Here is a 26,533-nt window from a genome sequence, read left to right as displayed (position 1 = left end):
CGGGGCGGGCGCTCGCTAGTCTTCCTCGGGGACGGTGGCGATGGAGACACTCTCGATGCCGGCCCGGCCGGCGGCATCCAGGGCCGTCACCACGGACTGGTGAGGCGTGCGGCCGTCCGCCCGGATCACCAGGGGCGTCCCGGGCGCGTTCGCCATGGCCTGCTCCAGCGCACGCTCCACCGTATTGGTCTGCTGATTGGCCAGCGCGGTACCGTCGACGTAGTAATCGCCCTCGGCGTTGATGACCAGCTCCACCGGCGTTCCCGGACGCTGGGCCGGCTCGCGGGAAGCCTCCGGCAGGCTCAGCTCCATGTCCGCCTCGTTGAGGAACGTGGCGCTGACCATGAAGAAGATCAGCATCAGGAATACCACGTCGATCAGCGGCGTCAGCGTGATCTCCGGCTCTTCCCGGCGCCGCGGGCGCAGGTTCACGACGACCCTCCCCCGGCACCTTCGATACTGCCGCGCTCGCGCTGCCCCTGGATGACCTCCACCAGCTTCATGGCTTCCTGTTCCATGCTGACCATGTGGTTGTCGACCAGGCCACGGAAATACCGGTAGGCCATCAGCGCCGGAATGGCCACGATCAGGCCGGCCGCCGTGGTCAGCAGCGCCTCGGAGATCCCGCCGGCCAGCGCCGCGGCATTGCCGACGCCCTCCTCGGTGATCGTGGTGAAGACCCGGATCATGCCGATGACCGTGCCCAGCAGTCCCAGCAAGGGCGTAATCGAGGCGATGGTCCCCAGGGTGTTGAGGAAGCGCTCCAGGCGGTGGGCCTCGTGGCGGCCGGCGTCCTCGATGGCTTCCATCATGATGTCGCGGCTGTTGCGCATGTTGGTCAGGCCCGCGGCCAGCACGCGGCCCAGGGACGAGCCCTCGCGCAACTGCCGCAGCTGCTGCGCGTCCAGCGTTCCGTTCTTGACCTGATGCCAGACGTGGGCCACCAGGTGCGGGGGCAGCACACGCCGGGGCTGCAGGGCCCAGACGCGTTCACCGATGATGGCCAGGGCCAGTACCGAGCAGAGAATGATGGGAACCATCACCCAGCCGCCCGCTGCGATCATTTCCAGCACGCTGATCCTCTCCCTCGTCTCTGTGCTCCACCGCACGGGCGTCCGGGCCGCCGCGCGAAGGCTGCATGATAAACGATTCGCCCCCGGGACCGAAGGGCCGGCCCGGCGGGCGGCGGTTCCACCAGCCGGCGCGATCGCGGGCCCGGACGACTTCCAGCTTGCTGCCGAGCACGGCGGTGACGGCCCCCGCCGTTCCCGTGACAGCCACCGCGGCGCCGTAGCCCCGCAGCCGCGCCAGGGTCTCCGGATGCGGCAACCCGTAGCGGTTGTCGGCGTCCACGGACACTACGGCGATGCGCGGCTGCAAGGCCGACAGCATGGCGCGGGTCACCGCCTCGCCGTGTCCGCCGGCGGGCAGCACGACCCCGTCCACCGCGGGGGCGTGGTGCCATGCCGGCCGGTCGTCGGGTTCCACGCCGGTGGCGAAGAGCCAGCGGTGCCGCTCCGTGGTCACCAGAAGGACACAGCCCGCGACACCGAGGTCCGGGTCGAGAAACCGGAAACGTACCCCGCCGGCGGCCCAGGCCGCCCCGCGGGCGCAGGTCCCCTGCGGATCCAGGGCGTCGTGCACCTGCGTCGGAGGCGGCCGCGGCAGGGCCGTGGCACCGCCACGATGCCCCGCGCGGTCCCGGGTCAGGACCAGGTGATCTTCCGCGCCGGGCCCGTCGGGAGCGAGGAGGCCCTCGACGGCCCGGCCGGTCGGCCCGGTATCCACCAGGACCCGCCCCGAGGCGGTTTCCACGACACTGGCGTGACCGTAGCCGACGTCCAGCACCGTGATCCGCGCCTGCCCGCGTGCCACGGGAGCGGACGGCGCCGCGAGCGCCGCTGCCAGCAAGGGCAGCGCCAGCAGTCGTCCCGGCAGCGCTCCGGGTGCGAGCACCAGCGCGACCGCGACCAGGACCAGCCCCCACGCCGCCGGCCCTGACGGAGCCGCGGGCAGCTCGACGGCACTCCCCAGTGAGGCGAGTCCGCGGACAGCCTCCAGGAACAGCCACAGGATCCACGCGCACCACCCCGCAAGGAACCCGACGACCCCGGGCGCGACGGCGCAGGCAGCCGTCGCCGCCAGGGCCAGCGGCACCGCGAAGAAGCCCACCAGTGGGATGGCGAACAGGTTGGCCAGGGGCGCCAGCGGGGCCATGTGGTTGAACAGCAGCAGCGTCATCGGCGCGATCACTGCCGCCAGCTGTACCTGCACCAGCGGCCAGCGCCACCAGGGCGAAGCACCCCCGCGACCGGTGACCAGCGCCCCGAGTACGGCTACCGCGGCGAAGGAAAGCCAGAATCCGGGATCCAGCGGGGCGAACGGGTCCAGAACCAGCACCCCCGCCGCGGCGAACACCAGTACGGCGACGGGGCGTACCGGCCGGCGCGCCATCATCGCCACCAGGGGCACGGCGAGCATGAGCAGGGCCCGCTGGGTGGGAATCGTGAATCCGGCGAGCGCTGCATAGGACGCCGCCGTCGCCAGCCCGGCGACCGCGCCTGCCACCGGGGCCGGCACCCGCTCGGCGCACGCGCCGATCCGGCGCCAGGCCGCGGTCGCCAACAGCAGGCCGAGGCCGCCGGCGAGGCCGACATGCAGGCCGGAAATGGCCACCAGGTGGTTGGTGCCGGTCGCCAGGAGCGCATCCCAGGTCCCGGCATCCAGGAAGCGTCGGTCGCCCACCGCAAGAGCGGCCAGCATGGCTCCGGGCTCGCGGGCATTGACCGCAGCCCGGAGGCGGGTGGAGATCGCGGAACGCAACGGATCCATCCCGTAGCCGGATGCGGCGAGCCGCTGCCCCCGGTGTACTGTCCCGGTGGCATCCACCCGCCGCGTTACCAGCCAGCGCTCCTCGTCGAACCCCCCGGGGTTGAGCCGCCCCCGGGGTGGCCGCAGGGTGACTGTGAGCCGCCAGCGCTCGCCCGTGCGCGGCCGTGCCGAGGCGCCGTACCAGCGCAGCTCGGCACGGCGTACGCCGGCGGCGCCGTTGCCCCCGCGGATGCGCACGGTGAACCGGGCATGGTTGCCGGCATCCTGCGGCAATCCCACCACGGAGGCGGTGATGCGCGCATCCGTCGCCTCGTCCAGCCGGTGCTGCAGGGCGTCGGTCGCGTGCCCGGCGGACCAGGCGAGGCCGAGGCACAGCGCGCCCGCGACGGCCCAACGGCGGCTGAGGATCAGCAGCGACCCGGCGAGGGCCAGGCTCCAGAAAGGCGCCGGGGGCGGTGCACCCCCCAGATGGAAAATCAGGCTGCCGACAGCGAACCCGGCGGCAACGCGAGCTGCATGGCTCATCCCTGAGCGCACTCCCTTCTACCGTCCGACCCCGGGGGTTTCCGTGCCCGGGCGGTGCATGCGTATCATTCTCCCGCATCGCCGGGACGCTGCACCGTTTCATTCCGGGGCGCGGCACTACTTCCTGAAAGGTTGGCAATGAAACGCTTCTTCCGGGGGTACCTCCCCGATGCGCACGCAATCCGCCACCATCACCGCATGCGCGTGTTCGGCCGGCGCCTGCAGGATCCCAACCTGTGGCACCTCAATCGCCGCTCCCTGGCCGGCGGTGTCGCCGTCGGCCTGTTCCTGGCGTTCATCCCCATCCCCTTGCAGATGCTCCTGGCGGCTGCCGCGGCGATCTTCCTGCGCGTGAACCTGCCGATCGCCGTCGTCGCGGTATGGATCTCCAATCCGCTGACCATGGCGCCCATGCTGTACTTCCAGTACCAGCTCGGCAGCCTGTTCCTCGGCGAGCGCATCCGGACCTGGGTCTTCGAGCCGACACTGGCATGGTTCTGGCGCGAGGTCGGCCACATCTGGCTGCCCGTGCTTCTCGGCGGCGTGGTATGCGGCCTGGTGTCCGCCGCCGCGGGATACGGGCTGATTCACCTGCTCTGGCGCATCAACGTCCGGCAGCGGCTGCGGGCCCGCCGGCAACGCCGCTCCCCTCAGCCATAGGCCGTCGGTAGACCCGAGTCCGAACCGCCGTTCAGCCGCCCGTCGTCGATGGTGAGGATGCGGTCCATCCGTCCCGCGAGATCCATGTCGTGGGTGACCATGATCAGGCTGGTCTTCAGGTCCCGGTTGAGCTCGCGCAGCAGGGCGAACACCTCGTCGGCGGTCTGCCGGTCCAGGTTGCCCGTGGGCTCGTCCGCCAGGACGCATGCCGGCTCCGTGACCAGGGCGCGGGCGATGGCGGTGCGCTGGCGCTCGCCGCCGGAGAGCTCGCCCGGCTTGTGCTCCGTGCGCGCGCCGAGGCCGACCCGCTCGAGCACCCGCGCCGCTGCCGCCCGGGCATCCGCCCGGCTCGCCTTGCGGATCAGCAGGGGCATGGCGACGTTCTCCAGCGCCGTGAACTCCGGCAGCAGGTGATGGAACTGATAGATGAACCCCACCGCGTGATTGCGTAGCCGGCCGCGCTCACGCGCTCCCAGCTCGTAGACCGGCTGCCCCTGGATGTGCACCTGGCCTTCCGTCGGTTGGTCGAGCCCCCCGAGGATCTGCAGCAGCGTGCTCTTGCCCGAGCCCGAACGGCCGACGATGGCGAGCTGCTCGCCGCGCCCCAGGGCAAGGCTCACGTCGTCGAGCACACGCAGATCCCGCGGGCCTTCGTGGAACACCTTGCCGACGCCGGCGCAGGTGATGACATCGTCGTGGTGAACCGGATCATTCATGCCGCAGTGCCTCCGCAGGTTCCGTGCGCGCGCCCCGCCACGCGGGGTAGATCGTCGCCAGCAGGGACAGGATCAGGGCCACCAGGGCGATGTGGACGACGTCCGTCGCCCGCAGCTGCGACGGCAGGTCGCTGAGCCAGTAGATATCCGGTGCCAGGAAGGCGATCCCGAGCAGGCTCTCGATGGCCGGGACAATGGTCTCGACGTTCAGGGCAAGGGCCACGCCGCCGGCGACGCCGAGCACGGTCCCGACCACCCCGATCACCGCGCCCTGCACCATGAATATGCCCATGATGGTCGCCGGGCTCGCGCCCAGCGTGCGCAGGATGGCGATGTCGCTGCGCTTGTCGTTGACCACCATGACCAGCGTCGAGACGATATTGAATGCGGCCACGGCGATGATCAGCGTCAGGATGACGAACATCACCGTCTTCTCGGTCTGCACGGCGCGGAAAAAGCTGGCGTGCTCCTGGGTCCAGTCGCTGACCCGGTAGCCCCCTGCACCCAGGCTCTGCCCCACTTCCCGGGCCAGCCAGGGGGCATCCATCAGCTCCTCGAACTGCAGGCGCACCCCCGATACGCTGTCGCCCAGGCGCATGATCGTGGCGGCATCCCGCATGTGGACCAGGGCGACGCCGCGGTCGTACTCGTACATGCCCACGTCGAACGTGCCGACCACCCGGAAGCGCTTGAGGCGCGGCACGATCCCCGCCACCGTCGCCCGGGCCTCGGGGGTGACCACCGTCACCCGGTCGCCGCGCCGGACACCGAGCTCCCGGGCCAGGGCCCAGCCGAGGATGATGTTGTACTCGCCCTCCTGCAGAGCGGCTGCGGCGTCGCCCTCGATGTGGTCCATCACCCGCGAGACGTCGCCTTCCTCACCGGGGAGCACGCCCCGCAGCATGGTGCCGCTCACCTGGCCGCCGCGGGTGATCATGACCTGCCCGCTGACGTACGGCGCTGCCCCCTGCACCTGGGGGTGCCGCCGGGCCTCCTCCACCACGCTCCGCCAGTCGTCCATGCCGCCGCTGCGGGCCTCGACGGTGGCATGGGCGACCATGCCCAGGATTTTCTCGCGCAGATCCCGCTCGAAGCCGTTCATGACCGACAGGACGGTGATCAGCGCGGTCACCCCCAGGGCGATGCCGAGGATGGAGCTCAGCGATATGAAGGAGACGAACTGGTTGCGCCGCTTGGCCCGGGTGTACCGGAGCCCGATGAACAATTCCAGAGGACGAAACATGCGAGCGTTATCCTTGCGTCAAAGACCGCCTTCATGGCGGCACCGTTGTATCTCAGGGGCAGACCACATCCAGGGTGCGCTCCAGGGCAATCTCCCGCTCGCCCACCCGGGCGCCGAGCGCGTGCACTTCCACGCCGGACGCCATGGCCGCACGCAGGGCCTGCCCGTACACCGGGTCGATGTCGTCCGCCGGGCGCACCTCGCGGGCGTCGTCGCGCTGCACGCAGAACACCAGGGCAGCCCGCTGCCCCTCGCCGACGAGCCGCCGGAGGTGCTCCAGATGCCGCGTACCGCGTGCGCTCACCGCATCGGGGAACAGCGCGATCCCCTGGTCCACGGCCGCCGTGACATTCTTGACTTCCACGTAGCAGTCCGGGGCCGCCGCGTGTCCGGACAGCAGGAAATCAATCCGCGTCCCCTCGCCCGGCAGATGCACCTCGGGCCGGATCTCCGGATACCCGGCCAGCTGCGGAATGCGCCCCGCTTCCAGGGCCTCCCGGACCAGTGCATTGGCGCGGCCGGTGTGAATACCGACCAGAACGGGGCCCGCGAGTTCGACCAGCTCCCAGGTGAGCGGATACTTGCGGCCCGGGTTTCCGGACCGGCTCAACCAGACACGCGACCCGGGCTCCTGGCAGCCCATCATCGAGCCGGTATTCGGGCAGTGGCAGGTGACGCGCTCGCCGTCGCCGAGCACGACGTCCGCCAGGAAGCGCTTGTAGCGCCGCTCCAGTACACCCGCCACCAGCGGTTGCGGTAGTTCCATGACCCCCGGGCCTGCACCGTTGCTCCGACACGAAGGCGGCAGTGTACTCACCCTGCCGTCGTCATTGCCAGAAGCGGGCGTGCCACCGCGCATCGGTTTGTTCGCCCTCACGGGGATGCTATTCTCCGGTTCAGGATTCCGACTGAGCCAAGGGAGAGAAGGATGTCCCGCTTTTGCGGCAGTGTGGTGCTTGCACTCGTCCTGGCAGGCGCCGGTACCGGTGTGGCGGGCGCGGATACGCTCCTCATCGACACCATGCGCCAGGACGACGCACGAAACGCCGACGTGCCCCGGCCGGGTGCAACCATGGAACGGGTGCGGAGCCGCTACGGCGACCCCGAGGAACGCCGCGAGCCGGTGGGCGAGCCGCCCATCACGCGCTGGGATTACGAAAACTACACGGTGTACTTCGAGCACGACCGCGTACTGCGTGCCGTCCGGCAGCGGTGAACCGCCCGGTCTCCAGGGAGCTGCGCTGGCCCGCGGAGTGGGAGCCCCAGTCCGCCACCATGCTCACGTGGCCGCGGGCGGACGGCGATTGGGGGGACGCGCTGCCTGCCGCCGAGACCGCGGTGGCCAAGCTGGCCGCCGTGATCACCCGCTACCAGCCGGTCGTCATCGCTGCACCTGATGACACCGGATCCAGCCCCATCCCCGCCGCCGTCGCGCATCACGGCGGGCAACCCGAGCGGGCATTCATCCATCCGGCGCCGGCGGACGACATCTGGGCACGGGATCATGGCCCCCTGACCGTCGTCGATGCCGGGGGGGCGTGCTGCCTGGACTTCCGCTTCAACGGCTGGGGCGGCAAGCACGCCTGCCGCCGGGATGACGCGCTCACTGCCCGGCTCCATCGCGCCGGCGCCTTCGGCGACGCCCGCCTGCGGGCCGTCGACGCCGTCCTGGAGGGCGGCGCCGTGGATACCGACGGCGACGGCACCATCCTGACCACCCGGCGCTGCCTCCTCCATCCCGGGCGCAACCCCGGTGCGGACACGGCCTGGTACGAGGACCTGTTCCGCCGCGAGCTGGGCGCGTCACGTACATTGTGGCTGGAGCACGGGGCCCTGGAAGGTGACGACACGGACGGACACGTGGACATGCTGGCCCGTTTCGTCGGCCCGGGTACCATCGCCTACACCGCCTGTGACGATCCCGCCGACAGCCACTATCCGGAGCTCGCCGCCCTGGCCCGCGAGCTCGCGGGGCTGCGCGACCGTGCAGGCGCTCCCTATCGGCTGATGCCCCTGCCCTGGCCGTCTCCCGTGCACGACGCGCAGGGACGCCGCCTGCCGGCGACGTACGCCAATTTCCTGGTCCTCAACGGTGCCGTCCTGGTGCCCGCCTATGGCGTTCCCGAGGACGACACCGCCCGGGACGTCATCGCGCGCGCGTTCCCGGACCGCGACGTGTTCTCCCTGGATGCGACGACGCTGATCACACAGGGCGGCGCGCTCCATTGCGCGGCCATGCAGCTGCCGGCCGCCTAATGTCCCGTCCCAGAAGTTCGTGCGATTGATGCGCCCCAAGGGGCCGGGATTGCACGAACTTCTGGGACGGGACACTAGCGGTAGCGATCTGGTCCTGCCGCCGGCATAGCGCGTACAATACGGGCCCTTCCCGCATCCGGAGAGCGCATGGTCACCGGCACCCAACGGACGGTCGCGCTGGTTCAGCACGCCTGCGGCGACAACCCGGACGACAACCTGGCACGCACCGAGTCCGGCATCCGCGAAGCCGGCAGCCGGGGTGCCGACCTGGTTCTGCTGCAGGAGCTGCATCGCACGCCCTATCCGTGCCAGCAGGAGGACCCGGCCGTGTTCGACTGGGCGGAGCCCGTGCCCGGCCCGACCACGGACCGCCTGGCCGCCCTGGCCCGGGAGCTGGAGACGGTGATCGTCGGCTCCGTGTTCGAGCGCCGCGCGGCCGGCCTCTATCACAACACGGCCGTGGTGCTGGATGCCGACGGCAGCCTGGCGGGCCGCTACCGCAAGATGCACATCCCGGACGATCCCGGCTACTACGAGAAGTTCTACTTCACGCCCGGCGATACCGGCTTCGAGCCGGTGGACACCGCCGCGGGGCGGCTGGGCGTGCTGGTGTGCTGGGATCAGTGGTTCCCGGAAGCCGCGCGCCTCATGGCCCTGGCCGGGGCCGACATGCTGCTCTACCCCACCGCCATCGGCTGGGCCGCCGAGGACGACGCCGACGAGCGGGCGCGCCAGCACGACGCCTGGGTAACGGTACAGCGAGCACACGCGGTGACCAACGGCCTGCCGGTGCTGGTCTGCAACCGCTGCGGGCACGAGCCGGATCCCGCGGGCCGCGGCACCGGAACGACATTCTGGGGGAGCAGCTTCGTCGCCGGCCCCCAGGGGGAGATACTGGCCCGGGCGGGTACCGATGCAGGCGAGATTGCGACGGTCACGGTGGATACCGGGCGCACCGACACTGTGCGCCGGATGTGGCCCTTCCTGCGCGATCGCCGCATTGACGCTTACGGCGATCTTCTGCGGCGGTTCCGTGACGAATGATCAGTGGGTTACATGAGTTTTATTACTGTTCACGTGAAAGTTTCGCGGCCGTGATGCTGCCGATGCCGGGCGCCGGCGGGAACGTCCGATCGTCACGGCCCCCGCAGTGCGGCAAGCAAGCAACAGGCTGTCGACGTACGCCATGAACGATCAGCGTCACAATCCCCTGCAGCCCGGCCTGCCCCGGGCCGGTCGCCAGGTGAGCTGGACCGGCCTTCCCGGGAGTGCCGGCGCGCTGGCGCTCAGCCGGCTGCTCGAGCGCCGCCCCGGTGTCATCCTGGCGGTGACGGCCACGTCCCAGGACGCCTATCGCCTGGAAACCGAGCTGCGCTTCTACACCAGCCGCGACACGCCGATTCTGCCGTTTCCGGACTGGGAGACGCTGCCCTACGACGTCTTCTCGCCCCACCAGGATATCGTCTCCCAGCGCCTGGCGACGCTCTACAACCTGCCGCAGACCGACCACGGCGTGCTCATCGTGCCGGTGCCCACGCTGATGCAGCGTCTGCCGCCCCGCAGCTTCCTGGACGCCGAGGGCCTCCTGGTCCGCCAGGGGGACCGGATGGACCTCGACGCCATGCGGCATCGCCTGGAACAGGCGGGCTACCACAACGTCCCGGAGGTCATGGAGCACGGCGAGTTCGCCGTCCGCGGGGCATTGCTCGACCTCTTCCCCATGGGCAGCTCGCAGCCCTACCGCATCGACCTGTTCGACAACGAGGTGGATACGGTGCGCACGTTCGACCCGGAGACCCAGCTCACGGTCGACCGGGTCAGCGAGGTACGCCTGCTCCCGGGCCGCGAGTTCCCGGTGGACGACGAGGCCGTCACGCGCTTCCGCAAGGCCTTCCGCGCGGCCTTCGCCGGCGACCCGACCCGCAGCCGGATCTACTGCGACGTCAGCGACGGGGTCATGCCCAACGGCATCGAGTACTACCTGCCGCTGTTCTTCCAGGAAACGGCAACGCTGTTCGACTATCTGCCCGCCTCGAGCCTGCTCTACATCGAGGCCGACGCCGACCGCGGCATGGACGACTACTGGCAGGAGATCACGACGCGTTTCGAGCAGCGCGGGCACGACCGGGACCGCCCCCTGCTGCCGCCGGAGCAGCTGTTCCTTGAGCCCGGAGGGCTGCGCACCCGGCTCCACGAGCTGACCGGGGTGCGGGTCGAGAGCGAGACGGACGAGGAGCTCGCCCGCGGCCCGGCGCCCGGCCGCATCCGCCACGCCGCGCGGCCCCTGCCGGGCCTGACCCTGCACGCGCGCAACGACGAGCCCGATCGTCAGCCCCTGGAGCAGTTCCTGGAAGCGTTCTCCGGGCGCTGCCTGTTCGTCGCCGAGACCGCCGGGCACCGGGAGGCGCTCATCGAGACGCTGCAGCGCCACGGCATCCGCCCGCAGCAGGTCGATCACTGGCAGGATTTCCTGGCCGGCGACGCGCCGCTGGCCATGACCGTGGCGGCACTGGAGCACGGGCTGGTCCTGGACGACCCGGCCATCGCGGTGGTGCCCGAAGCGGCCCTGCTCGGCGACCGCGCCCAGCAGCGCCGCCGTCGGCGTCAGCAGGACCGCGACCCGGCGTTGATCATCAAGGATCTCAACGACCTCCACATCGGCGCCCCCGTGGTCCACGAGGACCACGGCGTGGGCCGCTACCAGGGCCTGCAGCGCCTCGCCGTGGGCGAGTATCCCACCGAGTTCCTGACCCTGGAGTACGCCGGCGGCGACAAGCTCTACGTACCGGTGTCATCGCTGCACCTGATCAGCCGTTACACCGGCGCCGAGGAAGGCCAGGCACCGCTCCACCGCCTGGGCAGCGACCAGTGGGAGAAGGCGCGGCGCAAGGCCGCCGAGAAGGCGCGGGACGTGGCCGCGGAGCTCCTGGATGTCTATGCCCGCCGGGCATCCCGCACGGGGCAGGCCCTGCAGTGCGACGCGGACGAGTACGAGCGCTTCGCGGAGGCGTTCCCCTTCGAGGAGACGCCCGACCAGCAGGATGCCATCGACGCCGTCCTCGCCGACCTCGCCTCCGATCAGCCCATGGACCGCGTCGTCTGCGGCGACGTCGGCTTCGGCAAGACCGAGGTGGCCATGCGGGCCGCCTTCGTCGCCGTGCAGAGCGGCCAGCAGGTGGCGATGCTGGTGCCCACCACCCTGCTGGCCCAGCAGCACTACCAGACCTTCCGCGACCGCTTCGCCGACTGGCCCGTGCGCATCGGCGTGCTGTCGCGGTTCAACAGCGCCCGCGAGACCCGGGAGACCCAGGCGGCGCTAGCGGACGGCACGCTGGATATCATCATCGGCACGCACCGCATGCTGCAGGGCAAGATGGATGCCAAGCAGCTCGGCCTGGTGATCGTCGACGAGGAGCACCGCTTCGGCGTGCAGCAGAAGGAAAAGCTCAAGCAGCTGCGCGCCGAGGTGGATCTGCTCACCCTGACGGCCACGCCCATCCCGCGGACCCTGAACATGTCCCTGGCCGGGCTGCGGGACCTGTCCATCATCGCCACGCCGCCGGCACGGCGGCTCGCCGTGAAGACCTTCGTCAACGAGTGGAACGACACGCTCATCCAGGAGGCCTGCCTGCGCGAGATCAAGCGCGGCGGGCAGGTCTATTTCCTGCACAACGACGTCGACACCATTGCGCGCACCGCCGAGTACCTGGAGGACCTGGTGCCGCAGGCGCGCGTCGGGGTCGCCCACGGCCAGATGCCCGAGCGCGAGCTCGAGCACGTCATGCTGGATTTCTACCATCAGCGCTACAATGTGCTCGTGTGCACGACCATCATCGAGTCCGGCATCGACATTCCCAACGCCAACACCATCATCATGAACCGCGCGGACCGCTTCGGGCTGGCCCAGCTGCACCAGCTGCGGGGGCGTGTGGGCCGGTCGCACCACCGCGCCTACGCGTACCTGATCGCGCCGCCGCAGAAGGCCATGACCGCCGACGCGGTCAAGCGGCTCGACGCCATCGCCGCCCACGAGGATCTCGGCGTCGGCTTCACCCTGGCCAGCCACGACCTGGAGATCCGCGGCGCCGGCGAGCTGCTCGGCAGCGGCCAGAGCGGCCAGATGGCGGAAGTCGGCTTCAGCATGTACAACGAGCTGCTGGAGCGCGCCGTGAACGCGCTCAAGAGCGGGCGCGAGCCGGCCCTGGAGCAGCCCATGCACCACGGCGCGGAAGTGGACCTGCGCCTGCCGGCCATCATCCCCGAGGACTACCTGCCGGATGTCCATACGCGCCTGGTGCTCTACAAACGGATTGCCAGCGCCCGGTCCGAGGACGAGCTGAAGGATCTGCAGGTGGAGATGATCGACCGCTTCGGGCTGCTGCCGGAGCCGACCCGGAATCTCTTCCGGGTGACGGCGCTGAAGCTCCGGGCCGAGGCCTTCGGCATCGTCCGGGTGGAAGCGGGGGCGGACGGCGGCACGCTTGTCTTCGGCGACGAGGCCCTGGTGGATCCGGCCACGCTGGTCGAGCTGATTCAGAGCAACCCGCAGCACTACCGCCTGGAGGGGCAGCACCGGCTGCGCGTCCACCGCGAGATGCCGGAGCACGAGGACCGGTTCACGGTCATGGAGGACCTCCTCGACCGCTTGCGGGTTCGTGACGCCGCCTGAAGACAGCTGGCAAGCAGGCCGCGTCCGGGGCACACTGCGGCAAATCTTCTGGAGACCTGCCCATGAACAACCAGCGCACACCCCGGCTCGCCGGACTGGGCCTGGCCACGCTCCTGCTGGGGAGCCTGCTGCCGGCGCCCGCCCAGGCCCAGCAGGAGCTCTACCGGGTGGAGGTGGTCATATTCACCCAGTCCGGCATCGCCACGGACAATACGCCGGAGCAGTGGCCGCGCTATCCGGATCCCGCCGTGTTCGAGCGCTATGCCGTGCTCGACGGCGCCGTCGAGGAACCGGACAGCGAGCACTTCCGGCTCCTGCGCGGCGAGGAGCTCGTCCTCGGGGGGATTGCGCGGCGGCTGGACAATGCCGCCGGCTACCGGGTCCTGGAACACGTCGGCTGGGTCCAGCCCGCCAACGACCGCGGCGAAGCCGCCGCCGTTCCCATGCCTCCGGGGAGCGAGCCACCGGAACGTGACACCGCCGCCGGCGACGACAACGGCGACGCCGGCGCCCTGCCCGACCGCCTGACGCTCACGCCGCGCCCTCCCGAAGGCCTGTCCGGCTGGCTGCGGGTCTGGCGCGGGCGCTACCTGCACGTGGAAACGGATCTGCGCTGGCTGGACCCCGAAGGTGATTCGGCCTCCGGGGACCAGGGCGCCCGCGAGGCCTCGCTGGGCGGCGTCCAGCCGGTACCGGTCATGCGGCAGGAGCGGCGCATGCGCAGCGGCGAGCTGCACTACCTGGATCACCCGGAGATGGGGCTGCTGATCCGTGCCGCGCCTGCGGGCGAGTAGCAGCGGCTCGCGGAGCGCTTTGCGGATCCGCCTCAGAAGTGCCAGCGGAGACTGGCCGTGCCCTCGTGCAGGAGATCTTCGGGGAAGTCCCAGAACTGGGTCTGGGCCCGGGCGAGGACTTCCAGGCGCTCGGTCACCCGGGCACCGAGCCCGAGGCCGAACACCAGGCGACCGCTGACGTCGTCGCCGCCCGGCCCGCGCTGCTCCCGCAGCACGGCGCCGAAGCGCACGTGGTGGAAGACCCGGTCGCTCACGTAGGTGTTCAGCGCCAGATAGCCGCCGGCGTGCCGCATGTCCGCCCGCTGCCGCGCGCCGTCGCGACGGCGCGCGAGTGCATTGGTGGTATCCGCGAGTTCCGCCTCCAGGGCGACGGACGACCTCGGCCGGTCATCGTGGCGATACGGCAGCTTCCAGCCCACGGTCAAGGAGCGGCCGTAGCCTTCCTGCCAGCCTTCGAGCTTGACCACGCGCGCCCCCGGGGCGACATACCAGGTGCCCGTCTGCGCCGCGGCCGCCTCCGGCGGCAGCGCGACAGCGAGGAGGATCAGCACGGCGGTCAGGGAGCGTATCGGGCTCATGGCTCGGTCATTCCTCCTTGTTTCTGCGCTTGGCGCGGCCCCACGCCGCCTCCAGCACAGTCATGTCGGCATCGTGGAGATCGACGCCCTGCGCGGCCAGCTCGTTCTCCATGGACCGGAAGCGCGCCTCGAACTTTCTGTTGGCGGTGCGTAACGCGCGTTCCGGATCCAGGCCCAGGTGGCGGCCCAGGTTGGCGCAGGCGAACAGCAGGTCACCGTACTCTTCCTCCTGCTCCCGCTCGCCGCCGGTCGCCCGGGCCTCCTCCAGCTCCGCCAGCTCTTCGCGGATCTTGGCGAGCACCCCGTCCGCCGCCGGCCAGTCGAAGCCGAGCCGCGCCGCCCGGCGGGTGAGCTTCGTCGCCCGGGTCAGCCCCGGCAGGGTTACCGACACGCCGGCGAGCACGGACCGGTCGGCATCCGCCTGTCCATCCTGTCGCGCCCGGCGCTCTTCCGCCTTGATCGCCTCCCAGGCGGCCGGACCGTGGGTGCGCTCGCCCGCGTCCGAGAACACGTGGGGATGGCGGCGCACCATCTTGTCGTGGATCGTGCGGGCGACGTCGTCAAAGTCGAACCAGCCCGCCTCCCGCGCCATCTGCGCATGGAAGACCACCTGGAACAGGAGATCGCCGAGCTCATCGCGGAGGTCCTCCGCGCTCTCCCGCTGGATGGCGTCCGCCACCTCATAGGCCTCCTCCACCGTATACGGGGCGATGGAGGCGAAATCCTGGCGCAGATCCCACGGGCAGCCGCGCTCCGGATCACGCAGCGTCGCCATGAGGGTCAGCAGGTCCTGCATCGCATTCAAGGGCGGCCTCCTCGGGTACGGCGGCGATGATACCGCCGTACCCTACCACAGGCGACGGCCGCAGCCGCTCGTCACCATGCACGGCGTGCATCTGACCATTGAGTCATGTATCACACCTCTTTACCCTTTGACGCACGATTCACAGCAGGGGACGACCCAGTGGCAAGGACATCACGCAAACCCGTTACCGCCCGGGGCGAACAGACCCGCCAGAAGCTTCTCGCTGCCGCGGAATTCGAGTTCGGGGAGAAAGGGTTCCACACCGCCTCGGTCAGCAGCATCACGCGGCGGGCCGGCGTTGCCCAGGGGACGTTCTACATCTACTACGAATCCAAGGAGGAGATCCTCCGGGAGCTGGTGCGCTTCATGAACCGCAAGCTCCGCCACACCCTGACCCGGGCCACGCACGGCATCACTGACCGCGTCGAGATCGAGCGCGTGGGCCTGGAGGCGTTCCTGCGCTTCGCCATGGAGGACAAGAATCTCTATCGCGTCGTGCTGGAGTCGCAGTTCATCGACGAGTCCATCTATCGCGAGTACTACGAGCAGATGGCGCGGGTCTACACTGTCCGCCTGGAGAAGGCGCAGAAGGAGGGTCAGATCCGTACCGGCTCGGCGTACGGCCAGGCCTGGGCCCTCATGGGCATGGCCTCGTTCCTGGGCCTGCGCTACCCCGTCTGGGAGGGCACCATGCCGCCGGACGACGTCATGGACGCGGCTGTCGCCTTCATCCGCGGCGGGCTCGCCCCCGGGGAGGCCGCCGCCGCAACCCTGCAACCGGCCTCCGACTAGAGTGTGCGCTCACGGAAGCTCCGGGCACGGGATTTCCAGCTCCGGATGGCGCACCGTGCGGGCCAGCAGGCAGCTCAGGTAGACGTCCGTGGTCCGGGTCGAGGCGTCCTCCGGCATGCTGTCCCGCGCCTCGCGCAACAGGTCGGAGCCTAGTCGCATGTGCACGAGCCCGAGATTGTAGCGGGCCTTGTGGAACTGCGGATCGTACTCCAGCGCCCGCGCGAACGCCTCGCGCGCCTGCTGCAGGTCGCCCGCGGCGGCCGCCAGCTTGCCGAGCTCGAACCATGCCTGCGGGCGCTCGGGGTCGCGATCCAGAAGCTGCCGATAGGCGGCCCGCGCCGCGGCGTCATCGCCTCGTTCGCGGGCTTCCAGGGCCTGCTGGTTGAGCTCCAGCAGCTCCATCTCCGGCTCGCCGCCGGGTGCCGCGCAGCCCGTCGCAAGCGCGGCAAAGACGACCGCAGCCAGCGCGATGCGCGTGCATGTCATTGTCCTGTCCATGGCAAACCCCTCCTTCTGCTGTATCATTGCCGCCTGCAGCCCGTGCGGCTCCGGGTCGCGGGATCGCGACCGCTGCCACTGCGGCAGAATGCCCTGTCTCCCGCAGGCGGCACCCTACCACAGTCGGGACCGCGGACGCCCGGCGGCCCGTGCGTGAACCGGAGACACCCACAGCAGGACATTTGCGACCCATGCGTGCACAACAGCAAGCCCCGCGCCACCGGACCGTCCCCGTCCCGGTCGGCGATGTCACCGTCGGCGGCGACGCGCCGGTGATCGTCCAGTCCATGACCAATACGGATACGGCCGACGAGGTGGCCACCGCGGTGCAGGTGGCGGATCTCGCCCGCGCCGGTTCCGAGATCGTGCGGATTCCCGTGAACAACGAGGAAGCCGCCGCAACCGTACCCTATATCCGCGACCGCCTGGCTTCCATGGGCGTGGACGTTCCGCTGGTGGGTGACTTCCACTTCAACGGCCACAAGCTCCTGGAGCAGTACCCCGCCTGCGCCGAGGCCCTGGCGAAATACCGTATCAACCCCGGCAACGTGGGCCGCGGCGCGCGGCGGGATACGCAGTTCGCCCGCATGATCGAGACGGCCTGCCGGTTCGACAAGCCCGTGCGCATCGGCGTCAACTGGGGCAGCCTCGACCAGGATCTGCTGGCGCGGATGATGGACGAGAACGCGGCGTTGAGCGAGCCGCGGGACGCGCGCGATGTCATGAAGGAGGCCCTGATCGTCTCCGCCCTGGACAGCGCGAGCCGGGCCGAGGCACTGGGCCTGGGCCATGACCGGATTATTATTTCCTGCAAGCTCAGTGGCGTGCAGGATCTTATCGAAGTATACGGTGAGCTCAGTCGCCGCTGCGACTACCCCCTGCACCTGGGGCTGACCGAGGCCGGCATGGGCTCGAAGGGCATCGTGGCCTCGTCCGCGGCCCTGGCGGTGCTGCTGCAACAGGGCATCGGCGACACCATCCGCATCTCGCTCACTCCGGAGCCGGGCGGCGCGCGCACGCAGGAGGTCCAGGTCGCCCAGGAGCTCCTCCAGACCATGGGCATGCGCTCGTTCACGCCCCTGGTGGCCGCCTGCCCCGGGTGCGGGCGCACCACCAGCAGCTTCTTCCAGGAGCTTGCCGGAGACGTCCAGGCCTATGTACGCGAGCGCATGCCCGAGTGGCGCCGTCACTACCCCGGCGTGGAAGACATGACGCTGGCGGTGATGGGATGCGTGGTCAACGGTCCGGGCGAGAGCAAGCACGCCAACATCGGCATCAGCCTGCCGGGCACCGGCGAGCGGCCGGTGGCGCCCGTCTACGAGGACGGCGAGAAGACCGTGACCCTCAAGGGCGAGAACCTCGGCGAGGACTTCAAGGCCGTCATCGAGCGCTATGTCGCCCGCCGATACGGCACGGGCGACACACAGGTCCGGTCGGCGGAGTCGTAATCGCTGTCCCCGGCGATGGTGTACCGGATCAGCCCTGTGCCGGTTCCTGCACCGTGTGGCAGTGGTTGACGGGGCCGCCGCCGTGGCCGAACCCCGGCGCCGTGCGGATGGCCTCCAGCAGGTAGCGGCGGGCGACCTCCACGGCGGCGTGCATCGCCAGCCCGCGGGCCAGGCCCGCCGCGATGGCCGAGGCCAGGGTGCAGCCCGTGCCGTGCGTGTGCTTCGTCGCGATGCGCTGGTGCCGGAATGAGGCGAGCTGTCCGTCGGCGTCCACGAGGACATCGCGGATCGTTCCGCCGTCCAGGTGCCCGCCCTTGAGCAGCACGGCACTGCCGGTCATGGCGTGCAGCGCGGCGGCCGCTTCCGACATCGCGCCGTCGTCCTGGATGGTGCGCCCCAGGAGCACTTCCGCTTCCGGAAGATTGGGCGTGATCAGGGCCGCCCGCGGCAGCAGGTCGTCGACCATCCGGGCCACGGCGCTCTCGTCCAGCAGGCGATCGCCGCTCTGGGCCACCATCACCGGATCCACCACCAGCGGCAGCCCACGGCCGGCCCCATCCGCGAGCTCGACGACGCACTCGATGGTGGCCGCGTCGTGGAGCATGCCCGTCTTCAGCGCATCCGCCCCGAGGTCGTCCATGACCACACCGATCTGCTGGCGCAGGAACGCCGGCGGCACCGGGTGGACCCCGTGAACGCCCCGGGTATTCTGGGCGGTGAGCGCGGTGAGTGCCGTCATCGCGTACCCGCCCAGCGCGGTGATCGCCTTGATGTCGGCCTGGATGCCGGCCCCGCCGCCGGAGTCGGAACCGGCGACGACCAGGACGCGCCCGTGGATACGCGTTGTCATGTCTGCTCCTCGATGCGGTTGCGCAGTGCGTTGCGATCCAGCTTGCCGGCCCCGGTCACGGGAATGGTCTCCACGATCTCGAACCGGACCGGCACCTTGAACGAGGCCAGCTGATCCTTGCAATGCCTGCGCAGGTCATCGGCCAGCCCGCTTTCCGCACCGGCCACGGGGACGACCGCGGCCACGGGCACCTGGCCCCAGCGCGGGTCGGCCACGCCCACCACGCAGACCTGCGACACGCGGCCGGAGTCCATCAGGACGTTCTCGATCTCTTCCGGAGAGACATTCTCGCCGCCGCTGATGAACATGTTGTCCGCCCGCCCGACGATGCGCACGTTGCCTTGCTCGTCCTCGACGGCCAGGTCGCCGCTGTCCACCCAGCCATCGTCGAGGAGCACCCGCCGCGTGCGTTCCGGCTGGCCGAGGTAGCCGCCGAAGTTGTGCAGGCTGCGCATGTACAGCACGCCGACCTGGCCCCGCGGCACCGGCTCACGGCTGTCCTGGTCGACGATCAGGAAATCGCAGTGGATCATGCTGGTGCCGATACTGCGATTGTTGGCGCGGATGGTTTCCAGGTCCTGGTCGATGCCGTTGTACATGAAGTTCGACGGTCCCGCCTCGGTGAGGCCGTACGCCTGGGCCACGGGGATGCCGCGGCGGTAGAAAGGCTCCATGACCTCCGCCGAGCAGGGTGCCCCGGCGCTGGTGATGCCCTCGACGCTGGACAGGTCGGCCTCGGCAAACCGGGGATGCTCCGCGATGAAGCGCAGCATGGCCTCGACGCCGCCGAACGTCCGGATCCGCTCGCGCTCGATGACGTCCAGCACCTGGCCGGGGTCGAACTGGCGGGTCAGAACGGAGTAGCCGCCGGCGTGGAAAACGGGGGTCAGTGAGTTCCAGCCGCCGATGTGGAACATGGGAAAGGTGATCAGCTGCCGCTGGTCCATGAGGTTGCCGCTGGTGACGATCATGTCCAGGGCGTTCCAGAGCATCTGCCGGTGCGGAACGGTACAGACCTTGGGCGTGCCCGTGGTTCCGCCGGTGTGGATGTACAGGAACGTGTCGGCCTGGGCCAGCGGCCGGTTGACCTCCCGGTCCGGATGGTCCAGGAGCGCGGCGAAGCCGCTGTCGCCGCCGTCGCTGATGCGGACCTGCCGGGCCACGGAGGCCGGGAGGGTCAGCTCGGCGACCAGATCGTCGAAGACATCCTCGTGGACGAACGCCCGCGGCTGGATGCGCTCCAGGAGCTCGTTGAGCTCCCGGGGCCGCAGGCGGTAGCTGAGCGGCGCCAGAATGGTTCCCAGCTTGCCGCACGCGAGATAGAGATCCAGCGCCTCCAGGCGGTTGCGGCTGATCACGCAGATGGGGTCGCCCTTGTCGAGCCCGGCCTCGTCCTCCAGCCAGGCCCCGACCCGCCGGGCGCGCCGGTCGAGCTCGGCGAACGTCAGCCGCTGATCCGCATCCACCTCGTACACGGCCGGGCGGTGGGGCGTGAGCGCCGCCCGCCGGCCGGCCCAGTCGCCGATCCACCCCATGGGCAGGATGTCGTAGTTCGGTTCCTGCGGCATGCCGCCTCCTCTCGCATTCATTGGCTACATTGGCTCGCTGTTCCGGACCCCCGGGGCCCGATACGCTGACACATGCCCCTGCCCGGCCCCATAATACGCGGCTCCTGACGGGAGGTGACATGCAGCTTGTCGATATCGGGGTCAATCTTACCAGTGACAGGTTCCGCGACGACCGCGAGGCGGTGCTCCAGCGCGCCCGCGAACACGGGGTGACGACCCTCGTCGTTACCGGGACGAGTGTCAGCGAGAGTGAGCAGGCCTGCACCCTCGCACGGGCGCACCCGGATCAGCTCCGGGCGACCACCGGGGTCCACCCCCACGGGGCGCGGAGCTGCAGCGCCGAAACGGTGGCCGCCATCCGCGAGCTCGCGCGCGCGAACCCATCGGTGGTCGCCATCGGGGAAACGGGCCTGGATTTCAACCGCGACTTCTCCCCGCGCGCCGACCAGGAGGCGGCGTTCGCCCGTCACCTGGAGCTGGCGGCCGAGCTGCAGCTGCCCGTGTTCATTCACCAGCGCGACGCCCACGAGCGGCTGATCGGCATCCTGGCGGAACACCGCGACCAGTTGGTGGACGCCGTGGTGCACTGCTTTACCGACACGCGCCGCGCGCTCCACGACTACCTGGACATGGGGCTGCATATCGGCGTCACCGGGTGGATCTGCGACGAGCGCCGGGGCGCGGAGCTCCAGGAGCTGGTGCGGGACATCCCCGCCGAGCGGCTCATGATCGAGACCGATGCGCCCTGGCTGCTCCCGCGGGACCTGCGCCCGAAGCCTCGCGGCGGGCGCAACGAGCCGGCCTTCCTGCCGCACATCGCCGAGGCCGTTGCCCGCCATCGCGGAGAGACGCCGGAGCAGGTCGCCGCGAGCACCACCGCAGTCGCCGAGCGCTTCTTCCAGCTCACGCAGGGCTGAGGAAGTCAGGCGCCGATGCGCCCGGAATCCGCGGCCCGGTCCGGCACCGCAGCGGACGCCGGGGACCGGGGTTGCTCGTGCACATGTGCGGCCGCCTGCTCCAGGACTTCCGGCCCCGCGCCGCGCCTGTGCGCGTTCTCGCTGATATGCCGCCGCCATGCCCGCGCCCCCGGGCATCCCTGGAACAGCCCCAGCAGGTGCCGGCTCATGGCGCTCAGCGGCGCCCCGCGCCGGAGCTGCTCCTCGACGAAGGGGAGATACGCCGCCAGCACCTGGTGCCGGCTCGGCGCCGCGCTCTGCGCCCCGAAAACCCGGGCATCGGCCTGCGCCAGGACGTACGGATTGTGATAGGCCTCACGGCCCATCATGACGCCGTCCACCGCAGACAGCTCGCGGCACACGGTGTCGAGGCGGGTGACGCCGCCGTTGAGGACGAACCGCAGGTGGGGGAACGCCTGCTTGAGGTCCCGCACGCGCTGATGATCCAGGGGCGGCACCTCCCGGTTCTGCTTCGGGCTCAATCCGTGCAGCCATGCCTTGCGCGCGTGCACGATGAACGTCCGGCAGCCCGCCTGCGCCACCGTGCCGACGAAATCCGTCAGGAACTGCCAGGAGTCGTGCTCGTCGATGCCGATCCGGGTCTTGACCGTCACCGGCAGCGTCGTCGCATCGGCCATGGCCGCCACGCACGCCGCCACCCGGTCCGGCTCCGCCATCAGGCAGGCGCCGAAGCGGCCGGACTGGACCCGGTCGCTGGGGCAGCCGACGTTGAGGTTGATCTCGTCGTAGCCGTAGCGCTCGGCCCAGCGCGCGCAGGTCGCCAGCTCCTCCGGCTCGGAGCCGCCGAACTGGACCGCCACGGGATGCTCGGCCGGATCGAACTCCAGGAACAGCCCGACCCGCCCATGTACAATGGCCGCCGCCGGCACCATCTCCGTATACAGCAGCGTGCGCCGCGTAACGAGGCGCAGGAGGCGGCGGGCGTAGCGGTCCGTGCAATCCATCATCGGCGCCACGGACAGGCGATGATCGGCCCCGGGAGCCGGCTCGCGCCGTTCGGCGCCGGCGATGGCGGTAGACGAGGTATCGTTCATGGTGAACCCGGCAACGGGAATGATGTCATGCCCGTAACAGTTTGGACCGTAACAGGCCGCACATGGTAGACGAAGCCCTGCATCCGGGCCACCCGCCCTACGACTTCTACACCACGCTGGGGTGCCATCTCTGCGAGGAGGCAGCCCGGGTCCTGCACCAGATCCTTCCTGTGGACGGCGTCACGGTTCGTGAAGTCGATATTGCCCATGATGACGCGCTCATGGCCCAATACGGCCATTGTATACCGGTGCTGAGACGTCACGAGGACGGACACGAGCTCCACTGGCCCTTCGCCGTCGGCGACGTGCTGGCATTCCTTGCAACCCGTTCCGGAAACCATTGATGGCCCGACTGCTCACCCTGCTGCTCCTGCTCGTGCTTCCGGCCGCGCTGCCTGCCGCCGAATCCTGGGTCCTGGTGGACACGCATCGCCAGGAGATGCGCGTCTACGCCGACGGCGAGCAGGTGCTGCACTTCCCGCGCATCGCCATCGGCCGCGGGGGCGCATCCCGGCACCGCCGGCAGGGCGACCAGACCACGCCCATCGGCGAATTCCGCATCGCCTGGGTCAACCCCGACAGCCGGTTCCACAAGTTCTTCGGGCTGGATTTCCCCAATTTCCGCCATGTCCGTCACGCCTACAACAACGGCACCATGAGCCTGGACGAGTTCCTGTCGGTCACGGACGCGCTCAAGGCGCGGCGGCTGCCTCCGCAGGACACCTCCGTGGGCGGCCACATCGGCATCCACGGTCTCGGCGAGGGCGACCCGGACCTCCACCGGCGCGCCAACTGGACCGAGGGCTGCATCGCCATAACCGATGAGCAGATGGACCAGCTCGCGGAGTACGTCGAGGTGGGCACGCGCGTCGTGGTCGCCGGCGAGGGTGAACGGACGGCGCAGGCGTCATCGCGCTGAAACGCCCCTTTGCCATTCTGCCTGTCGTCTTTCCGCTACACGACGCATGAACCGACAATGGCTGTTACTCTCTACAGTGAGCGTTGCGGCTGTGCCGTCACGCTGGTTCAACCAAGCCACCGACGGAACCATTGCGACCGTGGAATCGACTGAGTTTGCTTCACGCTGCAATGGTTCTAGAATGTTCAACGATTGCCGTTCATCGCTGTTCGGCAAGACAACAAACCGTAAGGAGACCCAAAACATGTCGTACAGCCTGAAATCGCTGCTGAAGCTCTCCGCGCTGGGCCTTTCCATGGGCGTTCTGGTCGGCTGTGCCGCCCAGGGACAGCAGGAAGAAATGCAGCAGATGATCGAGGACGCCCAGGCTCAGTCCTCCGAGGCCCTGGACGTGGCCAACGAGGCGCGCGAGACGGCCCAGGAAGCCCAAGGCACGGCCAAGGCCGCGGAGTACAAGGCCAACCGCAACGAAGAGCGGATCCAGGAGCTGAACGAGAAGATCGACCGCATGTTCGAAGAGTCCATGCAGAAGTAACTCGTTCTCCGCGCAAAAAACCCCGCTGCGGCGGGGTTTTTTATGCTCCCGCCGCGGCGCTGGTGCCGCGGCGAGCACTCTCACCCCGTGACAGGCGCCGTCACCGGGATGCCTCTGCCTGCGCCACACCCGAGCGGATCACGTCGCGGGTAATGGCTTCCGGCCGTCCTTTTGCCTCGGCAACGACCCGCTTGAGGCGTTCGTAATCCACCCGTGCCGGCCGATCCGTGAGGACGTCCGCCACGGCCTTCACCGCCGCGGTCCTCCGTCCGTCCTCGGAGGCGTCCTCCTCGAGCCCCGGGTAGGCCTGCAGGTACAGCTCGCCATCCTCCGACCAGCCCGCCTTGAACGGCTCGTTGACGATGCGCACCGACATGCCCCGGTCCACCCGGTGAATCAGCCCCTCGATATCCTCCGGGTACATGCGAATACAGCCGCTGGAAGCCCGCATGCCCACGCCCGCCGGCTTGTTGGTCCCGTGGATGAAATACCCGGGCAGATCCAGGCCGATGGCATACTTGCCGAGAGGATTGTCCGGCCCGGGCTCGACCCGCCTCGGCAACGTGCGCCCATTGGCTTCGGCGCGCTCGCGGACGGACTCCGGCGGGAACCAGGCGGGATTCTCGAGGCGCACCGTCACTTCCGTCTCCCCGATGGGCGTGGACCAGTCCATGCGCCCGATGCTGATGGGATACGTCTCCACGACCTGCCGGCCGTCCGGGCCCGGCCGCGGGAAATGGTACAGCCGCATTTCCGGCAGGTTGATGACGATTCCCTCGCGCGGCCCGGGAGGCAGGATGAAGCGGGTCGGGACCGTCACCTCCGTGCCTTCACCCGGCATCCACACGTCGACCTCCGGGTTCGCCCGGCGGATCTCCCTGTAGCCGAGGCCGTGCCGGCGGGCGATATCCAGCAGCGTGTCCTCCTCCCGGGCGGTAACCGTCGTCACCTCGCCGACTACGTCGACATCGGGCCCGGAGAGAGTGAAAACGTTCTGCTCGGTGCCGTAGTCCCGGCTCTCGTCGGAATCCGCCTGTCCCTCTCCGTCCAGGGCCTGCCCGTCGAGCGATTCCTCCGCGAGCCCCGGCGCTGCGGCTCCCAGGCCCAGCGCAAGCAGCAGACACCATGCATGCCAATACCGGAGCATTCGGCCTCCCTTCTCCCGTGAACACTGGCCGTCACGTAGTATACTCGTGCCTCCGCCGCAGACACCATCGGAGTCGCAAGCAATGCAGTACACGACCATCGCCGACGGGCAGGCGAGCCGCTGGGGGGTCCTTCGTGACGAATTCGTCTACCTGGCACCCGCCGACCCGGACTGGCCGGCAAGCCTGCTGGCACTGATCACTGCGGGCGGCGACGCGGCGGCCGCGTACGGCCAGCGCCTGGTGGAGGGCGCCGGCGAGCGCCGCCGCCTGGGCGAGGTCACCCTGGCGGCGCCCCTGCCGCGCCCGCCCCGCAACATCATGTGCCTGGGCCTCAATTACGCCGAGCATGCCCGTGAATCGCAGCAGACCAAGGGGCAGGCCGTGGAGCTGCCGCAGCACCCGGTGGTATTTACCAAGGCGACATCCAGCGTCAACGGCCCGTTCGCGGATATCCCCCTGGATGCGACCGTTACCGACCAGCTTGACTGGGAGGTGGAGCTGGCGGCGGTCATCGGCCGCGGCGGTCGCCACATCCCGGCAGCGCGGGCGATGGAGCATGTCTTCGGCTACACCGTGATCAACGACATCTCCGCCCGGGACCTGCAGTTCCGGCACAAGCAGTTCTTCCTCGGCAAGAGCCTGGACGGCGGCTGTCCCATGGGCCCGGTGATCGTCTCCGCGGACAGCATCCCCGACCCCCACGATCTGGCGCTGTGGTGCGATGTCAACGGAGAGCGCCAGCAGAGCGGCCACACGTCCGACCAGATCTTCCGCATCCCGGAGACCATTGCTCGGCTGTCCGCCGTCATGACCCTGGAGCCGGGCGACATCATCGCCACGGGCACGCCCGCCGGCGTGGGCTTCGCCCAGGATCCCCCGCGGTTCCTGCAGCCCGGGGATGTGGTGGAATGCGGGGTGGACGGTATCGGCAGTCTGCGCAACCGGATCGTGTCATCCCCGGCTCTGCGGGGCTAGCGCTCGTCGCACGGCACCGATGCGGGCAACAGCTCGGGGGCGCCCGCGCGCAGCCGGTCGTAGAATGCCCGGAAGATCGCTGCCGTGGCGCCCCAGATGAAGTACTCGCCGTACGGCATGGAATCCACGTGGTACGTCCTGCCCTGGTGCTCCACCTGGTGAGGCCGATGGTTGGCGGGGTCGAGCAGGAATCCCAGCGGCACCTCGAAGATCTCCGCGACCTCTTCCGGCTGCGGTACCAGCAGCCCCGACTCGCGCACGAAGCCGACGTAGGGGTGGATCATGAACCCGGTAATCGTCGGGTACCGGGGAAGCCCGCCGAGCACCTGGATCTGGGGGGCCGCCAGCCCGATCTCTTCCTCGGTTTCGCGGAGCGCCGCGGCCAGCGGCGTGGCGTCCGACGGCTCGATACGTCCGCCCGGGAAGCTGATCTGGCCGGCGTGCTTGTTCAGGAACTCGCTGCGCCGCGTCAGAAGGACGTGCACGCCGTCGGGCCGGTCGATCAGCGGCACGAGTACGGCGGCGTTGCGCAACCGCGCGGGATCGAAGGGGAATCCCGGCCGCTGCACTGCCTCGGCATCATGGAGGCAGCGGGCAATCCGGTCACAGAAAGAGGTAGTATCGTCGGCCCCGGCGTTCAGCGTCAGCTCCTGCCATTGAATCCGGGGGACGCGGCGGGCATCCACCTGTTCCGCCCCGGAATTCCATTCA

General features: G+C 69.7%; 27 protein-coding genes. 13 read left to right on the top strand and 14 right to left on the bottom strand.

What is annotated here, in order from left to right:
- Window positions 1–15: 15 nt before the first annotated feature.
- From QWY84_RS12650 to QWY84_RS12640, 3 genes are read right to left on the bottom strand one after another with little or no spacing between them, the layout of a single operon-like run.
- The gene (locus QWY84_RS12650; RefSeq protein ID WP_290203071.1) at window positions 16–432 is read right to left on the bottom strand and encodes an ExbD/TolR family protein; all 417 of its coding nucleotides are present in this window, start codon (window positions 430–432) and stop codon (window positions 16–18) included.
- Entirely contained in the window at window positions 429–1,073 is a 645-nt protein-coding gene (locus QWY84_RS12645) for a MotA/TolQ/ExbB proton channel family protein (protein ID WP_290203070.1), read from the bottom strand. Before QWY84_RS12645 ends, QWY84_RS12650 begins: the two co-directional genes overlap by 4 nt.
- Complete coding sequence (locus tag QWY84_RS12640; protein WP_290203069.1) at window positions 991–3,357, bottom strand: DNA internalization-related competence protein ComEC/Rec2; 2,367 nt, start codon at window positions 3,355–3,357, stop codon at window positions 991–993. Before QWY84_RS12640 ends, QWY84_RS12645 begins: the two co-directional genes overlap by 83 nt.
- 138 nt (window positions 3,358–3,495) lie before the next feature.
- Here QWY84_RS12640 and QWY84_RS12635 point away from each other — a divergent pair, with 138 nt between their 5' ends.
- Window positions 3,496–4,017 (top strand): DUF2062 domain-containing protein, encoded by a 522-nt coding sequence (locus QWY84_RS12635; protein ID WP_290203068.1) that lies wholly within the window; start codon window positions 3,496–3,498, stop codon window positions 4,015–4,017.
- Here the strand turns inward: QWY84_RS12635 and lolD are convergent.
- Genes lolD through sfsA form a run of 3 tightly spaced genes read right to left on the bottom strand, consistent with a single transcriptional unit; the run spans window position 4,008 to window position 6,742 of the window.
- Window positions 4,008–4,733, bottom strand: coding sequence for a lipoprotein-releasing ABC transporter ATP-binding protein LolD (gene lolD, locus QWY84_RS12630; RefSeq protein ID WP_290203067.1), 726 nt, complete (start codon window positions 4,731–4,733; stop codon window positions 4,008–4,010). The genes QWY84_RS12635 and lolD overlap by 10 nt on opposite strands.
- Complete coding sequence (locus QWY84_RS12625; protein ID WP_290203066.1) at window positions 4,726–5,976, bottom strand: lipoprotein-releasing ABC transporter permease subunit; 1,251 nt, start codon at window positions 5,974–5,976, stop codon at window positions 4,726–4,728. Before QWY84_RS12625 ends, lolD begins: the two co-directional genes overlap by 8 nt.
- Before the next feature lie 52 nt (window positions 5,977–6,028).
- Window positions 6,029–6,742: a DNA/RNA nuclease SfsA gene (sfsA, locus tag QWY84_RS12620; protein WP_290203065.1), complete on the bottom strand. Its 714-nt coding sequence runs from the start codon at window positions 6,740–6,742 to the stop codon at window positions 6,029–6,031.
- 162 nt (window positions 6,743–6,904) lie between these two features.
- Between sfsA and QWY84_RS12615 the strand changes: the two genes are divergently transcribed.
- From QWY84_RS12615 to QWY84_RS12595, 5 genes are all read left to right on the top strand, one after another.
- On the top strand, window positions 6,905–7,192 hold the full coding sequence (locus tag QWY84_RS12615) for a hypothetical protein (RefSeq protein ID WP_290203064.1): 288 nt from the start codon (window positions 6,905–6,907) through the stop codon (window positions 7,190–7,192).
- The gene (locus QWY84_RS12610) at window positions 7,189–8,232 is read left to right on the top strand and encodes an agmatine deiminase family protein (protein ID WP_290203063.1); all 1,044 of its coding nucleotides are present in this window, start codon (window positions 7,189–7,191) and stop codon (window positions 8,230–8,232) included. The genes QWY84_RS12615 and QWY84_RS12610 overlap by 4 nt, the downstream gene beginning before the upstream one ends.
- A gap of 147 nt (window positions 8,233–8,379) precedes the next feature.
- Window positions 8,380–9,276, top strand: coding sequence for a carbon-nitrogen hydrolase (locus QWY84_RS12605; RefSeq protein ID WP_290203062.1), 897 nt, complete (start codon window positions 8,380–8,382; stop codon window positions 9,274–9,276).
- A gap of 142 nt (window positions 9,277–9,418) precedes the next feature.
- Entirely contained in the window at window positions 9,419–12,901 is a 3,483-nt protein-coding gene (gene mfd / locus QWY84_RS12600) for a transcription-repair coupling factor (RefSeq protein ID WP_290203061.1), read from the top strand.
- A 62-nt stretch (window positions 12,902–12,963) separates the two neighbouring features.
- The gene (locus QWY84_RS12595; RefSeq protein ID WP_290203060.1) at window positions 12,964–13,695 is read left to right on the top strand and encodes a CsiV family protein; all 732 of its coding nucleotides are present in this window, start codon (window positions 12,964–12,966) and stop codon (window positions 13,693–13,695) included.
- Window positions 13,696–13,727: 32 nt separating this feature from the next.
- Here the strand turns inward: QWY84_RS12595 and QWY84_RS12590 are convergent, their stop codons facing one another.
- Together QWY84_RS12590 and mazG are read right to left on the bottom strand one after the other, a co-directional pair.
- Entirely contained in the window at window positions 13,728–14,273 is a 546-nt protein-coding gene (locus tag QWY84_RS12590) for a putative outer membrane beta-barrel protein (RefSeq protein WP_290203059.1), read from the bottom strand.
- Between the two features lie 7 nt (window positions 14,274–14,280).
- Complete coding sequence (gene mazG, locus QWY84_RS12585) at window positions 14,281–15,069, bottom strand: nucleoside triphosphate pyrophosphohydrolase (RefSeq protein WP_353959895.1); 789 nt, start codon at window positions 15,067–15,069, stop codon at window positions 14,281–14,283.
- 168 nt (window positions 15,070–15,237) lie between these two features.
- On the opposite strand from mazG, the gene QWY84_RS12580 reads away from it, so the two are divergent.
- Window positions 15,238–15,870 carry a TetR/AcrR family transcriptional regulator gene (locus tag QWY84_RS12580; RefSeq protein WP_290203057.1) on the top strand — a complete coding sequence of 211 codons (633 nt, stop codon included), beginning with the start codon at window positions 15,238–15,240 and terminating at the stop codon, window positions 15,868–15,870.
- Window positions 15,871–15,879: 9 nt separating this feature from the next.
- Here QWY84_RS12580 and QWY84_RS12575 read toward each other — a convergent pair whose 3' ends face one another.
- On the bottom strand, window positions 15,880–16,368 hold the full coding sequence (locus tag QWY84_RS12575; RefSeq protein ID WP_290203056.1) for a tetratricopeptide repeat protein: 489 nt from the start codon (window positions 16,366–16,368) through the stop codon (window positions 15,880–15,882).
- 62 nt (window positions 16,369–16,430) lie between these two features.
- Between QWY84_RS12575 and ispG the strand changes: the two genes are divergently transcribed.
- Entirely contained in the window at window positions 16,431–17,816 is a 1,386-nt protein-coding gene (gene ispG / locus QWY84_RS12570; protein WP_435372989.1) for a flavodoxin-dependent (E)-4-hydroxy-3-methylbut-2-enyl-diphosphate synthase, read from the top strand.
- A 28-nt stretch (window positions 17,817–17,844) separates the two neighbouring features.
- Here ispG and thiD read toward each other — a convergent pair whose 3' ends face one another.
- Window positions 17,845–18,666 (bottom strand): bifunctional hydroxymethylpyrimidine kinase/phosphomethylpyrimidine kinase, encoded by an 822-nt coding sequence (gene thiD, locus QWY84_RS12565; RefSeq protein ID WP_290203054.1) that lies wholly within the window; start codon window positions 18,664–18,666, stop codon window positions 17,845–17,847.
- Window positions 18,663–20,234 (bottom strand): class I adenylate-forming enzyme family protein, encoded by a 1,572-nt coding sequence (locus QWY84_RS12560; protein ID WP_290203053.1) that lies wholly within the window; start codon window positions 20,232–20,234, stop codon window positions 18,663–18,665. The genes thiD and QWY84_RS12560 overlap by 4 nt, the downstream gene beginning before the upstream one ends.
- Window positions 20,235–20,353: 119 nt before the next feature.
- On the opposite strand from QWY84_RS12560, the gene QWY84_RS12555 reads away from it, so the two are divergent.
- Complete coding sequence (locus QWY84_RS12555) at window positions 20,354–21,151, top strand: TatD family hydrolase (protein ID WP_290203052.1); 798 nt, start codon at window positions 20,354–20,356, stop codon at window positions 21,149–21,151.
- A 5-nt stretch (window positions 21,152–21,156) separates the two neighbouring features.
- Here the strand turns inward: QWY84_RS12555 and dusA are convergent, their stop codons facing one another.
- Window positions 21,157–22,245 (bottom strand): tRNA dihydrouridine(20/20a) synthase DusA, encoded by a 1,089-nt coding sequence (dusA, locus tag QWY84_RS12550; RefSeq protein WP_290203051.1) that lies wholly within the window; start codon window positions 22,243–22,245, stop codon window positions 21,157–21,159.
- Between the two features lie 62 nt (window positions 22,246–22,307).
- Between dusA and QWY84_RS12545 the strand changes: the two genes are divergently transcribed.
- From QWY84_RS12545 to QWY84_RS12535, 3 genes are all read left to right on the top strand, one after another.
- Entirely contained in the window at window positions 22,308–22,589 is a 282-nt protein-coding gene (locus QWY84_RS12545; protein ID WP_290203050.1) for a glutaredoxin family protein, read from the top strand.
- Window positions 22,589–23,164: a L,D-transpeptidase family protein gene (locus tag QWY84_RS12540; RefSeq protein WP_290203049.1), complete on the top strand. Its 576-nt coding sequence runs from the start codon at window positions 22,589–22,591 to the stop codon at window positions 23,162–23,164. Before QWY84_RS12545 ends, QWY84_RS12540 begins: the two co-directional genes overlap by 1 nt.
- A 244-nt stretch (window positions 23,165–23,408) precedes the next feature.
- On the top strand, window positions 23,409–23,699 hold the full coding sequence (locus QWY84_RS12535; protein ID WP_290203048.1) for an Lpp/OprI family alanine-zipper lipoprotein: 291 nt from the start codon (window positions 23,409–23,411) through the stop codon (window positions 23,697–23,699).
- Window positions 23,700–23,799: 100 nt separating this feature from the next.
- On the opposite strand, the gene QWY84_RS12530 is transcribed toward QWY84_RS12535, so the two are convergent.
- The gene (locus tag QWY84_RS12530; protein ID WP_290203047.1) at window positions 23,800–24,846 is read right to left on the bottom strand and encodes a L,D-transpeptidase family protein; all 1,047 of its coding nucleotides are present in this window, start codon (window positions 24,844–24,846) and stop codon (window positions 23,800–23,802) included.
- Window positions 24,847–24,928: 82 nt separating this feature from the next.
- On the opposite strand from QWY84_RS12530, the gene QWY84_RS12525 reads away from it, so the two are divergent.
- A complete protein-coding gene (locus tag QWY84_RS12525) occupies window positions 24,929–25,822 on the top strand; it encodes a fumarylacetoacetate hydrolase family protein (protein ID WP_290203046.1) in 894 nt (297 codons plus the stop codon).
- Here QWY84_RS12525 and QWY84_RS12520 read toward each other — a convergent pair.
- Window positions 25,819–26,508 carry a CoA pyrophosphatase gene (locus QWY84_RS12520; protein WP_290203045.1) on the bottom strand — a complete coding sequence of 230 codons (690 nt, stop codon included), beginning with the start codon at window positions 26,506–26,508 and terminating at the stop codon, window positions 25,819–25,821. The genes QWY84_RS12525 and QWY84_RS12520 overlap by 4 nt on opposite strands.
- Window positions 26,509–26,533 lie beyond the last annotated feature (25 nt).

This window comes from Aquisalimonas lutea, from assembly GCF_030409225.1.
In the GTDB taxonomy this organism is placed as follows: Bacteria; Pseudomonadota; Gammaproteobacteria; order Nitrococcales; family Aquisalimonadaceae; genus Aquisalimonas; species Aquisalimonas lutea.
This window is presented reverse-complemented; position numbering and strand designations above follow the sequence as displayed.

Coding starts and splice junctions, on each gene's coding strand:
- QWY84_RS12640 (WP_290203069.1), bottom strand. CDS start 3,357: ATGAGCCATGCAGCTCGCGTTGCCGCCGGGTTCGCTGTCGGCAGCCTG.
- QWY84_RS12635 (WP_290203068.1), top strand. CDS start 3,496: ATGAAACGCTTCTTCCGGGGGTACCTCCCCGATGCGCACGCAATCCGC.
- lolD (WP_290203067.1), bottom strand. CDS start 4,733: ATGAATGATCCGGTTCACCACGACGATGTCATCACCTGCGCCGGCGTC.
- QWY84_RS12625 (WP_290203066.1), bottom strand. CDS start 5,976: ATGTTTCGTCCTCTGGAATTGTTCATCGGGCTCCGGTACACCCGGGCC.
- sfsA (WP_290203065.1), bottom strand. CDS start 6,742: ATGGAACTACCGCAACCGCTGGTGGCGGGTGTACTGGAGCGGCGCTAC.
- QWY84_RS12615 (WP_290203064.1), top strand. CDS start 6,905: ATGTCCCGCTTTTGCGGCAGTGTGGTGCTTGCACTCGTCCTGGCAGGC.
- QWY84_RS12605 (WP_290203062.1), top strand. CDS start 8,380: ATGGTCACCGGCACCCAACGGACGGTCGCGCTGGTTCAGCACGCCTGC.
- mfd (WP_290203061.1), top strand. CDS start 9,419: ATGAACGATCAGCGTCACAATCCCCTGCAGCCCGGCCTGCCCCGGGCC.
- QWY84_RS12595 (WP_290203060.1), top strand. CDS start 12,964: ATGAACAACCAGCGCACACCCCGGCTCGCCGGACTGGGCCTGGCCACG.
- QWY84_RS12590 (WP_290203059.1), bottom strand. CDS start 14,273: ATGAGCCCGATACGCTCCCTGACCGCCGTGCTGATCCTCCTCGCTGTC.
- mazG (WP_353959895.1), bottom strand. CDS start 15,069: ATGCAGGACCTGCTGACCCTCATGGCGACGCTGCGTGATCCGGAGCGC.
- QWY84_RS12575 (WP_290203056.1), bottom strand. CDS start 16,368: ATGGACAGGACAATGACATGCACGCGCATCGCGCTGGCTGCGGTCGTC.
- thiD (WP_290203054.1), bottom strand. CDS start 18,666: ATGACAACGCGTATCCACGGGCGCGTCCTGGTCGTCGCCGGTTCCGAC.
- QWY84_RS12560 (WP_290203053.1), bottom strand. CDS start 20,234: ATGCCGCAGGAACCGAACTACGACATCCTGCCCATGGGGTGGATCGGC.
- QWY84_RS12555 (WP_290203052.1), top strand. CDS start 20,354: ATGCAGCTTGTCGATATCGGGGTCAATCTTACCAGTGACAGGTTCCGC.
- dusA (WP_290203051.1), bottom strand. CDS start 22,245: ATGAACGATACCTCGTCTACCGCCATCGCCGGCGCCGAACGGCGCGAG.
- QWY84_RS12545 (WP_290203050.1), top strand. CDS start 22,308: ATGGTAGACGAAGCCCTGCATCCGGGCCACCCGCCCTACGACTTCTAC.
- QWY84_RS12540 (WP_290203049.1), top strand. CDS start 22,589: ATGGCCCGACTGCTCACCCTGCTGCTCCTGCTCGTGCTTCCGGCCGCG.
- QWY84_RS12535 (WP_290203048.1), top strand. CDS start 23,409: ATGTCGTACAGCCTGAAATCGCTGCTGAAGCTCTCCGCGCTGGGCCTT.
- QWY84_RS12530 (WP_290203047.1), bottom strand. CDS start 24,846: ATGCTCCGGTATTGGCATGCATGGTGTCTGCTGCTTGCGCTGGGCCTG.
- QWY84_RS12525 (WP_290203046.1), top strand. CDS start 24,929: ATGCAGTACACGACCATCGCCGACGGGCAGGCGAGCCGCTGGGGGGTC.